The organism is Microcoleus sp. LAD1_D3 (assembly GCF_036702135.1).
Taxonomy (GTDB): domain Bacteria; phylum Cyanobacteriota; class Cyanobacteriia; order Cyanobacteriales; family Microcoleaceae; genus Microcoleus.
This window is the reverse complement of record NZ_JAUBSB010000023.1, coordinates 63,608-76,191: the sequence shown is the minus strand read 5'-3', so window position 1 is coordinate 76,191 and position 12,584 is coordinate 63,608. Positions and strand designations below refer to the sequence as shown.

The 12,584-nt window shown below is 47.0% G+C and carries 12 protein-coding genes; 9 read left to right on the top strand and 3 right to left on the bottom strand.

Annotated features, from left to right (window positions below; genetic code table 11):
- Positions 1–68: 68 nt before the first annotated feature.
- Positions 69–251: a hypothetical protein gene (locus QUA74_RS15390; protein ID WP_333330373.1), complete on the bottom strand. Its 183-nt coding sequence runs from the start codon at positions 249–251 to the stop codon at positions 69–71.
- A 225-nt stretch (positions 252–476) separates the two neighbouring features.
- Here QUA74_RS15390 and QUA74_RS15385 point away from each other — a divergent pair, with 225 nt between their 5' ends.
- The 4 genes from QUA74_RS15385 to QUA74_RS15370 all read left to right on the top strand — a co-directional run bounded on the left by QUA74_RS15385 (position 477) and on the right by QUA74_RS15370 (position 4,407).
- Entirely contained in the window at positions 477–1,415 is a 939-nt protein-coding gene (locus QUA74_RS15385; RefSeq protein ID WP_333330370.1) for a DUF389 domain-containing protein, read from the top strand.
- A 19-nt stretch (positions 1,416–1,434) separates the two neighbouring features.
- Entirely contained in the window at positions 1,435–3,012 is a 1,578-nt protein-coding gene (locus tag QUA74_RS15380) for a sodium:proton antiporter (RefSeq protein WP_333330367.1), read from the top strand.
- Positions 3,013–3,277: 265 nt separating this feature from the next.
- Positions 3,278–4,057, top strand: coding sequence for a class I SAM-dependent methyltransferase (locus tag QUA74_RS15375; RefSeq protein WP_333330365.1), 780 nt, complete (start codon positions 3,278–3,280; stop codon positions 4,055–4,057).
- 14 nt (positions 4,058–4,071) lie between these two features.
- Positions 4,072–4,407 (top strand): cupin domain-containing protein, encoded by a 336-nt coding sequence (locus QUA74_RS15370; protein ID WP_333330362.1) that lies wholly within the window; start codon positions 4,072–4,074, stop codon positions 4,405–4,407.
- 173 nt (positions 4,408–4,580) lie between these two features.
- On the opposite strand, the gene QUA74_RS15365 is transcribed toward QUA74_RS15370, so the two are convergent.
- A complete protein-coding gene (locus tag QUA74_RS15365; RefSeq protein WP_333330358.1) occupies positions 4,581–5,282 on the bottom strand; it encodes a Crp/Fnr family transcriptional regulator in 702 nt (233 codons plus the stop codon).
- 45 nt (positions 5,283–5,327) lie between these two features.
- Between QUA74_RS15365 and QUA74_RS15360 the strand changes: the two genes are divergently transcribed.
- From QUA74_RS15360 to QUA74_RS15340, 5 genes are all read left to right on the top strand, one after another.
- Entirely contained in the window at positions 5,328–5,846 is a 519-nt protein-coding gene (locus QUA74_RS15360; RefSeq protein WP_333330355.1) for a CdiA C-terminal domain-containing protein, read from the top strand.
- Positions 5,821–6,864, top strand: a complete 1,044-nt coding sequence (locus QUA74_RS15355) for a thiazole synthase (protein WP_333330352.1) — start codon at positions 5,821–5,823, stop codon at positions 6,862–6,864. The genes QUA74_RS15360 and QUA74_RS15355 overlap by 26 nt, the downstream gene beginning before the upstream one ends.
- Before the next feature lie 69 nt (positions 6,865–6,933).
- Positions 6,934–7,101 (top strand): photosystem II assembly protein Psb34, encoded by a 168-nt coding sequence (psb34, locus tag QUA74_RS15350; RefSeq protein ID WP_106333461.1) that lies wholly within the window; start codon positions 6,934–6,936, stop codon positions 7,099–7,101.
- Between the two features lie 429 nt (positions 7,102–7,530).
- Positions 7,531–9,801, top strand: coding sequence for a hypothetical protein (locus QUA74_RS15345; RefSeq protein WP_333330349.1), 2,271 nt, complete (start codon positions 7,531–7,533; stop codon positions 9,799–9,801).
- A gap of 105 nt (positions 9,802–9,906) precedes the next feature.
- On the top strand, positions 9,907–10,599 hold the full coding sequence (locus QUA74_RS15340) for a response regulator transcription factor (protein WP_333330346.1): 693 nt from the start codon (positions 9,907–9,909) through the stop codon (positions 10,597–10,599).
- Between the two features lie 92 nt (positions 10,600–10,691).
- Here QUA74_RS15340 and hemG read toward each other — a convergent pair whose 3' ends face one another.
- The gene (gene hemG, locus QUA74_RS15335; RefSeq protein WP_333330343.1) at positions 10,692–12,152 is read right to left on the bottom strand and encodes a protoporphyrinogen oxidase; all 1,461 of its coding nucleotides are present in this window, start codon (positions 12,150–12,152) and stop codon (positions 10,692–10,694) included.
- Between the last annotated feature and the right edge of the window lie 432 nt (positions 12,153–12,584).

Below are 12,584 nucleotides of genomic sequence, written 5' to 3'. Positions count from 1 at the left end.
ATTGGGGTGGAGTATATATCTTGATTATAAATCAATTATTGCCGATCGCGTTATTCATCGCCATTCCGTCATTCAAGAGAGGGGATTTGATTCAACTGCTGGGTATTAGTGGCGCTGCAATTGCTTTCGGGTTCCGGGACATCTTCTAAAACTTGCTGGCTGGGATTTTGATTCTTTTGCTCGCACCTGCATACGGCTACAAGCCCCCGACTCTTGTCGTAAGCAGCCCCAAATTTTAGATTTTTGTTCAAGCTCCCACATTGATCAGTGGAGTCAATCTAAAATCTAAAATCAGTCGAGTAAATTTACAATCTAAAATCTAAAATCTAAAATCTAAAATCGACTGACCGCATCTGCATACGGATACAAGCCCCAGACTTAAGGAGATTATTTTGCTCAACCATCTTCGAGACCGTCTTAAATATTTCACCAGGAGCAGGATTCCTCGAGAGCATCTAAAGCAAATACGAGTTGATTTGTTGGAAGAATCAACCCTAGATATTGACTATCTTGTCTTAATTCTCGGCTCCTGTATAATCGCTACCTTTGGACTGCTTGCCAACAGTGCGGCCGTCATTATCGGTGCTATGATCATTGCGCCTCTGATGTTGCCAATCCGAGGGTTAGCATTTGGAGCGGTAGAAGGTAACGTTATCCTCTTCCGCAAAGGTTTAATTTCATTAGCAGTCGGGACGGTGCTAGCAATTTTTCTAGCTTGTTTTTTGGGCGCTTTGATACAACTTCCCAACTTTGGGAGCGAAGTTCTAGCTCGTTCTAAACCTACATTACTAGACTTAGGAATTGCGATCGCCGCTGGGGGAATCAGCGGCTATGCGAAAGTTCAGCCCAAAGTTTCTGCTACTCTGGCGGGAACTGCGATCGCCGTGGCTCTCATGCCGCCAATTTGTGTTATAGGTTTAGGCTTATCTCAAGCTAATTGGTCGCTCAGTTTGGGAGCAAGCCTCCTGTATCTTACTAATTTGCTGGGGATTACTCTCTCCTGTATGCTAACCTCTTTAATGGCCGGCTACACGCCCCTGCATCGCGCTGGTAAAGCCCTCTTTTGGGCGCTAGCATTGACGGCTATACTTGTGATTCCTCTGGGGGTGAGTTTTGCGGAATTGATCGAGCAAGCGCAACTCGAAGCCAGTCTGAAGCGGGCGTTGCTTAACCGAACTATCACTTTTCAACGGGTGGAACTGATTAAAACTGATACTAACTGGTTGGCAAAACCGCCGGAGGTTCGTCTGATTGTTCGCAGCAGCGAAGCTTTGACACCCAAACAGGTGCAGCTTTTAGAAGCATTTGTCGAAAAAGAAATGGGCCAAAAATTTACCCTAATTTTTCAAGTCAGTCAAGTTGAAGAAGTGCGGGGAGCGACCCTGAATAAGTCCCGCTCGAAACCGAAGCGTTAACTATTTTCTCCCTAATTGTATGACCCCAGAAACTCTAATTCACGAAGCGACTATCGAGGGCAATCTGAAGCAATTTCTCTTAGTCCTATTAGTTTCCTTAAGTGTGGCGATACTGCCGCAACTATGGGGCTGGTTGCGCCAAATTCCCTACACGCTGCTTTTAGTAATTGTCGGGTTGGGTTTGGCTTTTATAGATGTGCGATTGGTGTCGCTCTCGCCCGAACTGATTCTGTTGATTTTTTTGCCGCCTCTTTTGTTTGAAGCTGCTTGGAATCTGGAATGGTCTAAACTCAAGCGGGATTTAGTGCCGATCGCTCTTTATGCGGTTTTGGGTGTTGTTATTTCGGTTGCTGGCGTGGCTTTTGCTCTCAACCAAATAGCTGGAGTTTCTTTAGGAGTCGCCCTGTTGGTAGGAGCTAGTATATCTGCTACAGATCCTGTTTCAGTTATTGCATTGTTCCGGGAATTAGGAGTTGAAAAACGCCTAGCTTTGCTGGTGGAGGGAGAGAGTTTATTTAATGATGGCATTGCTGTTGTTGCCTTTAGTTTTTTGGTGGGATTCTCTTTAGGGACGGATGAAGTTGGCATCCCATTTCTGGTGGGGCGTTTCTTAGCTTTTGTGGGAATTGGGATTGCTGTCGGGAGTGCGATCGGTTTTGGTATCTCCTATCTAACCCAACGGTTTGATTTACCTTTGGTGGAGCAATCGTTAACCTTAGTTTCAGCCTATGGCACTTATATAATTGTTGAGGAATTGGGTGGTTCTGGGGTGATTGGTGTGGTGGTGATGGGCTTGATATTTGGCAATTTCGGCTCTCAGATAGGTATGCAACCCAGTACCAGACTCGCGGTAACACAATTTTGGGATTTTTTGGCGTTTTTTGTAAATTCGATCATGTTCCTGCTGATTGGCGATCGGATTAGTTTTGCTGGTTTGCAAGCGAATTTAGGAGTGATTGGCATAACTGTGGTGGCGATGTTTGTGACGCGAGCGATCGCTATTTTTGGTTTAGGATGGTTGAGCAATAGGTTTGCAAAATCTGAAATTTCATTAGCCGATAGAACTGTGATTTGGTGGGGAGGATTGCGGGGTTCTGTATCGATTGCTTTAGCTTTGAGCGTGCCGGAGGTTTTCCCAGAGCGGCAAAAAATTATTGCGATCGTGTTTGGCGTAGTTTTATTTACCCTGCTAGTACAAGGTTTAACCACCAAGGCGCTGCTGGAAAAACTGGGGTTGTTGAACAACCAGGAGTTCCGCCAGCAGTATCTGGAGGCGATCGCCCAACGTGTTGCTCTCAATCGGGTTCTCAAGCATCTATCTGAAGTATCGGGCGATCGTAAAATCGAGCCTGAGTTTTCCAATCATCTCGTGAGTCAGCTTCAAGAAAAATTAAACTTGCTGCAAACAGAAATCAATCAAATGTACGATCGCTCTCCTGAACTGCGGCAGATGACTATCGACAAACTCGAAGGGGATTTGCAGGCAATAGAGGCTGATACTTATGCTGAATTTGTGCGATCGGGTCAATTGAATGAGCTGCCTGTTTCTGTGTTGCGGCAATGTTTTAAAGAGCGGAATGAGACAATTGTTTCTTAATAGGATGTTTGTAGGGATACTCCCCCGTGATTGTCCCGCTGATGTGGAAATTTTGCGTAAGTCCTAAAACCATCAAATTTCTCGTTCCTTGTTAGATTCCGTGTTGGCAATCAAAAAAAGTCCGAATTGTTCAGGGGCGGACATGGTATAATTCCTGATATTGTAGGGTTCGTCAGCCTACGAGAATTTGAATATGAGCTAGATCATAGAAAGATTTGGGAAAATTTGGCACACTGAGAGTAAGGTTAAATAGGAGGTCAATTTAATGACCAATACTGCTCTCAATTTTAAGACTGCACCCGGACATGAAGTTCTGGCTGCGGCTGGCAAGAAAATGCTGAGGCCGGGGGGGAAACTTGCTACGGAACAGTTATTTGAATGGGCGGATTTTCAACCGGGCGAGACTGTTTTGGAGTTGGCTGCTAGTTTTGGATATAGTTCGATCGCCCTTGTTGAACGTTTTGGGGTAAAAGTAGTGGGAGTTGAGAAAAATCCCGAGAGCGTGGCCCGCGCTCGTGCTAATGTTGCAGCAGCCGGTTTGAGCGATCGAGTAGAAATTGTGGAAGGAGATATTTTTCACTTGGATCGGATTTCCCAACAGTTTGATTGGGTGTTGGCTGAAGCTATCCTGACCATGCAGTCGCCGTCAGGGAAAGCTAAAATTGTATCGGGAATTTGTGATCGTTTAAAACCAGGCGGCAAGTTTCTCTCTCACGAACTTTTAGTTAAAAACCGAGAAGCTGAAATTCACAAAGCTTTATCAGAAGTGATTCGCGTCAATTCAACGCCTTTGTCTGAGTCTGGCTGGATTGCTGTTTGCCAAAACGCGGGTTTGCAAGTAGAAAAGTGTCAAACCGGGGCGATGGGACTCCTCAACTTGCCGCGAATGGTTAAAGATGAAGGGTTTGTGGGTACTGTGCGGATTGTGTGGAATATTTTAAGTCGATCGCAAATTCGCGATCGGATCTTAGCAATGCGTCGAGTTTTCCAGCATTACCAACAGGATCTAGGCTACATCGTTATCTCTGCCAAAAAACAATCTTAACGGAGTCAAAATTTATGACTGCTACTCTTTTACCGCTACAATCTTCAGCTATCCAAATCCGAGAAGCAATTGAATATCCTGCCGCCGGAGTGTCGAGCAAAGTTTTAATCAAAGACAATAATTGTCAGTACAATTTACTTTGTCTGGCTGCTGGTAGCGAGGTTTCCGAACACTCTTCGCCGCGCAATGCCACAGTTAATGTCATCGAAGGAAAGGGGGTTTTGACTCTAGAAGGCAAAGATATTGTCTTGGAACCGGGGGTGTTTGTTTTTCTGCCCGCCCGCGCCCTCCACGCTTTGAAAGCTGAACAAAATTTGGCATTTATCTTGACACTTTCTGAGCCTCATTAATGCCATCATTATTCTGTAGGAGCGGGTTTTACCAACCATAATTGCCGAAAATCAATCAATAATCTGATAAACCCGCCCCGATTCACAGGTTGTGGGGGGCGGGTTTATATAGATAGTGAGTTGCAGTCAAATATTGTTTGTGAAAGCCGCCCCTACCATTGGGATTTTAACATTTAATCTATTTCTTCCCCAGAGGCGACATCCTCCAATTTTTTCCAATCCAATACAGTAATTTTACCGCCTCGACTGTAGGATACAAACGGCTTGAGTTTCTTAAACAACCGCACGCATTCTTCGTAGGTAATGCCAATACTGCGAGCAATTTGATAGTAGGGAAAACGTTTTTCTAAACATACACTATTATCCGCAATCTTCGTACCTTGCTCGACGCCAAAGTAATGAATAAATCGGGCCAGCCGCACGATCGCCCTTTCCGACACCAACCCGTGCACAGTCTCGTGCAGTTGCTGCAACCGCTGATTAAAAACCGCCAATATTCGCAAAGCAATTTCGGGATTTTCCCGAATTGCTGCTAGCAAAACTTCCCGTTCTGTGGTAAGAACTTCCACATCAGTTTCTGCCGTCACCGTTGCGGGGGCAATGCCGTTGCCTAGCAAAGCAGGTGCGGCAAAAATATCTCCCTGAAATAAAGTGCGGAGAATTGTTTCTTTGCCCGCCGCCGCTGTTTTTGCCACTCGCAGAGAACCGCTCAAAAGAGTGTATAATTTTTCGGGGATGCGATCGCCCTCATACATCACAACTTCTCCCTGTCGGTAAGTCCGCATTGCTGTATGTTCTTGCAATCGCTCTAATTCAGTTCGGTTTAAGCTGGCAAATATTCCAATTTTAGCCAGTTGCTCAACAGTTGCTTTCATAGATTTAACTCTACCCGATTCGAGTCCATTGAGAGTATATTAACGGTGAATTCAGAATATATCGAGACAAGCAGAGCCATCTACGAAAATGCAGAACCAGAATATCGGCGCTATTATTTAGATGAGATAGCTGGCGGATTTGTGCTCGTCCACCAAGACCATAATCTTAATAATTCCGAAAGTTTTGTCGCTGAAGTTTTGGCTAAAATGGGAAAGAGAGTTAGACTTTTGAGCGAGCAAGCACCGTCTGGAACTAAAACTCCAGATGCTGAGATTGACGGTCAAATTTGCGAATTTAAGGAATTAACAAAAGAGTCGAGTAATTTAAAAAATAGAGTACAAGAAGGGTTTGGAAAAGCCAAAAATCAAAGTGCAAATACAGTCATTTTTCACGTAAATATAGAAATTTACGACATTCGAGAGATAGACGAAGGCATCAGGCAAGCCATATATTGGGATGTTAAGCATCTCATACAAACTATCATTTTGGTTTTCAACAACCAATCTGTTCTAAAAATTACTAGAGAGGAATGGGAAAATGGGCAGCGTTTTTCAAGAATTTGAAGAAATCGTAAATAGCGGTATAAAAAATAATATGCCGCGGGATGCAAGATTGATTATTGTTGGAGAGATCCTCTACGCAGTAACTCGAGACGAACTAACCAATAAAGAAGGTTGGCTGCTAGAAAATATGCTCGGAGGCAGAGAAGAATGGGAAAAGGGGCTAGAATATGCTATTTTTGGAGACCCAAAACACGGACACATAGCGCCACCCCTCACTATCTCCGATCAACCTCTGGTTATTGCCGGCAAAACTTTTCATTCTCGTTTGATGACGGGGACGGGAAAATATCGCAGCATCGCAGAAATGCAGCAAAGTGTCAACGCTAGCAGGTGCGAAATTGTGACTGTAGCTGTGCGGCGAGTGCAAACAAATGCTCCCGGCCATGAAGGATTGGCAGAGGCTCTTGATTGGACTAAAATTTGGATGCTGCCAAATACTGCCGGTTGTCAAACTGCGGATGAGGCAATTAGAGTAGCTCGTTTAGGGCGGGAAATGGCGAAACTTTTAGGGCAAGAAGACAATAATTTTGTCAAGTTAGAAGTGATTCCCGATGCTAAATATTTGCTACCAGATCCGATCGGCACTTTGGAAGCTGCAGAACAATTAGTCAAAGAAGGTTTTGCGGTTTTGCCCTACATCAATGCCGATCCCTTGCTGGCAAAACGCCTAGAAGAAGTCGGTTGTGTGACAGTCATGCCTTTAGGTTCGCCCATCGGTTCAGGGCAAGGGATCAACAATGCGGCCAACATTCAAATAATTATTGACACGGTAAATGTTCCTGTGGTAGTCGATGCGGGGATCGGAACGCCCAGCGAAGCGGCGCGAGCAATGGAAATGGGAGCCGATGCACTGTTGATTAATTCCGCGATCGCCAATGCCCAAAATTCCCCGGCAATGGCAAAAGCAATGGGAATGGCAGCAGAAGCGGGGCGGATGGCGTACTTAGCAGGGAGAATGCCGATCAAAGATTACGCGATCGCCTCTTCCCCCGAAACAGGTACTGTCACCTCAAAATAAATTCCTGAATTTTCCTGGGCGCTTTTTTGGTAGAGTTGTAAACATCAAAAATATTAAGGATTGTGACTGATGCCTTACATCAAAGATGACGATGGACGCCTGAACAACTTTGCTAAAGAGCCGAAGGTGTATGAAGCCGTACCTCCCAACAAAAATCAGCAACGCAACTACATCATCATGGGTATTGCAGCAGCCATGTTAGTCGCCGGTTTGGTGTACGTGGCTGCCTCCGTCTAAAAGCTGGGCTGAGACTCAAAGCTGCTTCAAATCGCAATTTTAAATAATCCTTCAGCAAACCATGTTTTCCAACCAATGGAAACATGGTTTTTGTGTTTCAATACAAAGCAGGTAGTTGCGACAGTCCTGAAGCGTGCCGAGCGAGCTGGAAAGCTAAATAAGACCAGCAGAAATTTGGTGTTTTCCTCTCGGCTGTCGGGTTCAGCGACTTGAGTTGCACTTAATCACATGGGTTCGTCACCCACATAAAATTGCCAATTGAAAATCTACAATCCTTTAGTCATCACCGGTGCGATTGACTGCCTTCGGGGCTGAGTTGCGAGTTATGAGCGATCGAGATTTCAACTCTCAACTCTACAATCTAAAATCTACAATCCAAAATCTAAAACCTAAAACCTAAAATCTAAAATCTAAAATCGGCTGATCCTGATGTCTATTCCTTCCCAAAAAGTTTCTAGCTCGAACAAGCTGATCTACCAACGCTTGAAACAGGCGATCGACCTCAATTTACGCCGTCAAATTTTTATTGCCGCCTGCGACGACTTGTGCCTGCGGGACTGTCTGGCAGCCCGCTTGCACGCAGAATTAGCTGCAGAGATCCCAGGCTCCGATCCTCGCTCCCCGATCTACTACCCCCGATTTGTCAGTTTGGAACTCGACTTGAGCGATCCAAATCCTTGGGGATCGATCGCCGCGTGGCTGACCCAACACCCACCGCCCCAAAACAGGGGCAGCTACAGCCCTTTGCCGGGATTTCAAATTCTTGGGGCAGAACACCTGACCAGGCAGTCAGCAGCCGTGCAGTGGTCGTTCCTGAGCTATTTGAGAGACATCGAAGCAAACCTGCAAATGTGCGAGTCTACTCTGTTGCTGTGGGTGTCCCGGCCCTGGCTAAGTTCGATCGAGCAATCGGCCCCAGAATTTTGGCACTGGCGAACCGGAGTATTTGAGTTTGAAGGTGAACCAACTCCAGCTAAGGAAGACTTTGGGCACTTTGAGGACTTCGGAAACTCAGGAGACTTGCGAAACCTGCGGGACAGCGGAGACTTTGGCCACAAACTTTTAATATCTTCTTTATCTGGACAATCCCCAATTCCCGACGAACAATTCCCAATTTCCTATCCCCCATCCCCAGCGTCGGATTCTAAATCCGTCCCATTGGCAGATGACGAACAATCCCCAATTTCCCATCCCCCGTCCGCAGCGCCAGATTCTAAATCCGTCCAACTGGCAGATTTGGTGCTAGCAGCGGCTTCTGAGGATTTGGAAGCCGAAAATAATGCCGCATCAGAGGAGAATTTTCTGCCGCTGCAAACCCTGCAATACATCGAACTGCTGCAAGAACATCAGTGTTGTTCCGAAGCATTGGCTTTGGCTTATCACGGTTTGGGGAATTACTACCGCGATCGCATCCTGGGCGGAGACGCTTCACAGCAGAACCTGACAATCGCCATTGGCGCGATCGAACAAGTGATTGCGTATCTCGAACTCGACACCAACTCGCAGCAAAATCAACCACTAACTGAGGAATGCGCGCGGCTGATTGCCCAATTGACACAAAATTTAACTCAGTACGCCCAGGAGTCCCACAGCCTACCGCCAATTTCCGATCTGCTCAACGATCTCGGCACTCTCTATTGGATGCTGTCGCGCGATCGCACGCAGCATAACGCCTCAGATCCGGTATCCAGCCTTGAACGCAGCATCGCCCTCTACCTTGAAGGTTTGAACCGAACAGATGCCGAAACCGTACCCCAAACCCGCGTTAGATTAAACAAAAATTTGGGAATCGCCTCGGCAGATTTAGCTCGCTATCGAGACAAGACAGAGAACTTGCAGCACGCAGTTGCAGCTTACCAACAAGCGCTGCTGGATCTAGACCCCGCCGTGGAGCCCCAGCAGTACGCTGCTGCTCAGAATAATTTGGCGACAGCATACTGGAATTTAGCCCAAGATGGTGAGCCGATCGTATATCTCAAAAGCGCGATCGCAGCTTACACCCAAGCCCTCTCCTGCTACAGTCCCGAACGAGAACCCCTCAACTATGCCGGAGTGCAAAACAACCTCGGTACCGCCTGCTGGAACCTCGCCCAGCACGAACCCTCAGAACCCCTGCTAGTCAGGGCGATTTCCGCCTACCGCGAAGCATTGAAATACCGCACCAGAGAATTAGTACCCGCAGCAGCAGCCGCCACCTACAACAATCTCGGTACCGCTTATTGGCATTTGGCGAACCAGTTTCAGCAGAAACAGGCGCGGACGGAATCATTACAGCAGGCGATTACCGCCTACGAAGCCGCCCTGGATATCGCCGGAAAGCTCGATCGAACCCAACTCACCTTTGACGGCTTGGCCGCCCGCAACAATCTCGGACTAGCCCACTATCAACTAGCCACAGATCCAGATTTCGCCCTCAACAAAGCCGCACAGACAAGCCATCTAGAAGCCGCACTACACCACCAGTTGCAAGTGTGCGCCGAATGGGGACAACATCTCAATGACAAAGGGTTAACATATGGGGATAAACTCAACCTGCAAGCCCCGGCAAACTCCCAAGCTGCTGATTCCAGGCAAACAGCATTGAGCTATATTGTCAAAACGATTAGAGCTTTCTATAGTGAATGTGGGCTGCCAGGCCAAAATTTAGCCTTATCCAAAGTTCCTGGAGATTTATTGCCTGAAATCTTGCGTAGGTTATAAATATGGCTATAACTATTAAAAGCTCAATTTTTTCGAGATTTGTATCCAGTTTTCTATTATTATGGCTGAATATTCTTGCCTAATTCTTCAAGCAAACTTGTGGTCATGGCCCCTGTAAAAATTCTTGTGGTTGATGACGACCCGGCAATCCGAAATTTAATTCACCGTTTTTTGAGCCAGCAAGGTTATCAAGTAGAGTCTGGCGAGGACGGTCAGACTGGTCTGGAATTATTTGAGCAACTCAATCCTGACTTAGTAGTTCTAGATGTAAATTTACCTGATACAACTGGCTACAAACTGTGTCAAGAAATGCAAAGACGCACGGGCGTGTTTGTGTTGATGCTGACCAGCCGAACCGATGAAGCTGACAAAATGAAAGGGTTTGCCGAAGGTGCTGACGACTACATTACTAAACCTTTTAGTCTTGTAGAGATTGGAGCTCGCGTTGCAGCAATTTTGAAGCGCAAGCGCATTGTTACTCCCGCCGAACAAAAAAGTCTTAACTTTGGAGATCTACTAATAGATCCGGTTCGCCGCGAGGTAATTCTCGGCAGTCAGATAGTTGCTTTGACTGCTTTAGAATTCGACCTGTTGTACTGTTTGGCGAGCAAACCCGGTCGCGTGTGGAGGCGATCGGAATTGCTGCATGAAGTGTGGGACTACGAGTATGTAGGAGCCGATCGCGTGGTGGATGTCCATATCGGTCAAATTCGCCGCAAAATTGAACTAGATCCCAATCAAATGCCGATGATTCAAACCGTCCGGGGGGTGGGTTACAAGTTTGAGCCAACAACCTAGTAGCATTCGCCATTCGGCTATAGGGGCGGGTTCACCAATATCTCGGATTAACATACTCGATATTTTTAAACCCGCCCTCCCCACACAATAATTCAGATCGATCGAGTATCTGATTTTTTGTTCTGCAAATACTCGCCCACTTCTCGTGCACGCTCAAAACCCCTTCGCACGCAATCTCCCAACGCCACTCCGCCAACGTAGTTGCTGCACAAATACACCCCAGGCAAAGATTTTAAGCCCTCATCGATTTGTTGCAGGCGATCGAAATGCCCCAAATTGTACTGAGGAATCGCCCGCTTCCACACATTCACCGCCAAAACTTTCGGCTGCGCCGCCGAAGGCTTCAGCAAAATCCGAGACAAATCTCGGTGTACCTCCCGAACGATTTCTTCGGAGTCGAGATTGCCAATTTCCGAATCAGTAGCCCCGCCGATGTAACTGCTGAGAGTTTGCCAGCCCGCAGGGGTGCGATCGGCAAATAAACTTGATGTCCAAATCGTCCCCAGAGTGCGAATTCCCTGCCCTCTCGGAATTAAATTTCCAAAACCTACTAATTTACCCTTGACATCCGACTGCGGATATGCTAATACAACGCAGGCAACCGTAGGATAAGTAAAAGCTTGTAAAGCACTGCTAACTTCCGGTTGCAGAGGCTGCAACAAATCGGCTGTAACGTAAGCCGGCGTTGTCAAAACCACGGTACGCGCCTCAACTTCCTGCTGTCCGTCGGGCGTCGAGAATACAGCAATATAAGTTTCGCGTTCTGTACGCTGGAGGCGAGTCAGATGCCAGTTGAGTTTCACTCGATCGCCCAATTGAGCAGCGATCGCCTCTGGCAGAGCCTTCAACCCCTGTTTGAATGAACCCAACTCCCCCGGCCTAGTTTTAGGAACATTCGGGTCTACGGGCATTTTCTTCGGTCTTTTCCTAGCAGAAAGCAGCGCCCCCGCCACCAGCCCGCCACCCACATCCGCCATCTTTGTTACCCGCCCAAAAGCCGCCGCCGCGCTAAGTTGTTGCGGATCTCCCGCATAAACCCCAGAAACAAAAGGTTCCACCAACCGCTGCATCACTTCCGTGCCCAGATGACGGCGGAAAAATTGAGAGACAGTTTCCTCGTCACCCTGCTGCGAAAGTCGAGCACCGATTGCCGGCGCCACAAACCCCAAAGCCCCGAACAACGCCCGCAGTTTCCCTGGAAAACTCAGCAACTGAGACTGAATCATCGCCGGTGGACTCATCGGCACCGGTTGCAGCTTATTTTGCCAATACACAAAACGAGGCAATTTGCGATCGGCAAAAATCAACTCCTGCTTCAATCCCACATCCACAGCCAACTTCATCAATTCCGGCGTCGGCGAAAAACTATTCGGGCCCTCCTCCCAGAGAAACCCTTCCCCTGTCACAGTGGTGATGTTCCCGCCCACACGTCCCTGACTCTCAGCGACTAAAATCTTCAGCGAGGATGGGGTTGTTGCTTCCTTGTGAAGTGCGTGCGCCAAACTCAAACCGCTAATACCCGCACCCACAATCAAGGTATCTAATAGTTCCATATTACATAGAAAAATATCGCAATCTTTATGTTACATGGCTTTGCACGGGTTGCGTTCTTTGCGGGGCGTACTGCCAAACCGCTTTCAGAGTAACAAATTAGGAATTAGGAATTAGGAATTGGGAATCGGTAAGCTTTCCGGCACTTATTAAGCATTTTTCTCGAATGTTGTGGATTAACCTCTCTCTCTCTGCCCACCTCCCCGTCTCCCCGTCTCTCGATTTCGCTTTTGTATCCGCTGTGTCTGGTTTAAAAAAGAGCATCTGCTGTAATTAAGCTCTATTCCCCAAAATACTCTTCCTTTAAAATTTTTGTATTATAGGGAACAGCGCCAAAAATTGCACCGGAAAACGCAGCCGTAAAGTGTGCAAAAAAATTGGAGTGGGTTAAACTAACTTTAGGAAAATTTTAGAGCTTAACTTGCAAGTCCGCA

What these genes read in the sequence shown, in the direction of transcription:
- QUA74_RS15380 (WP_333330367.1), top strand. Translation starts at nt 1,435, where the DNA reads ATGACCCCAGAAACTCTAATTCACGAAGCGACTATCGAGGGCAATCTG.
- QUA74_RS15375 (WP_333330365.1), top strand. Translation starts at nt 3,278, where the DNA reads ATGACCAATACTGCTCTCAATTTTAAGACTGCACCCGGACATGAAGTT.
- QUA74_RS15370 (WP_333330362.1), top strand. Translation starts at nt 4,072, where the DNA reads ATGACTGCTACTCTTTTACCGCTACAATCTTCAGCTATCCAAATCCGA.
- QUA74_RS15365 (WP_333330358.1), bottom strand. Translation starts at nt 5,282, where the DNA reads ATGAAAGCAACTGTTGAGCAACTGGCTAAAATTGGAATATTTGCCAGC.
- QUA74_RS15355 (WP_333330352.1), top strand. Translation starts at nt 5,821, where the DNA reads ATGGGCAGCGTTTTTCAAGAATTTGAAGAAATCGTAAATAGCGGTATA.
- psb34 (WP_106333461.1), top strand. Translation starts at nt 6,934, where the DNA reads ATGCCTTACATCAAAGATGACGATGGACGCCTGAACAACTTTGCTAAA.
- QUA74_RS15345 (WP_333330349.1), top strand. Translation starts at nt 7,531, where the DNA reads ATGTCTATTCCTTCCCAAAAAGTTTCTAGCTCGAACAAGCTGATCTAC.
- QUA74_RS15340 (WP_333330346.1), top strand. Translation starts at nt 9,907, where the DNA reads ATGGCCCCTGTAAAAATTCTTGTGGTTGATGACGACCCGGCAATCCGA.
- hemG (WP_333330343.1), bottom strand. Translation starts at nt 12,152, where the DNA reads ATGGAACTATTAGATACCTTGATTGTGGGTGCGGGTATTAGCGGTTTG.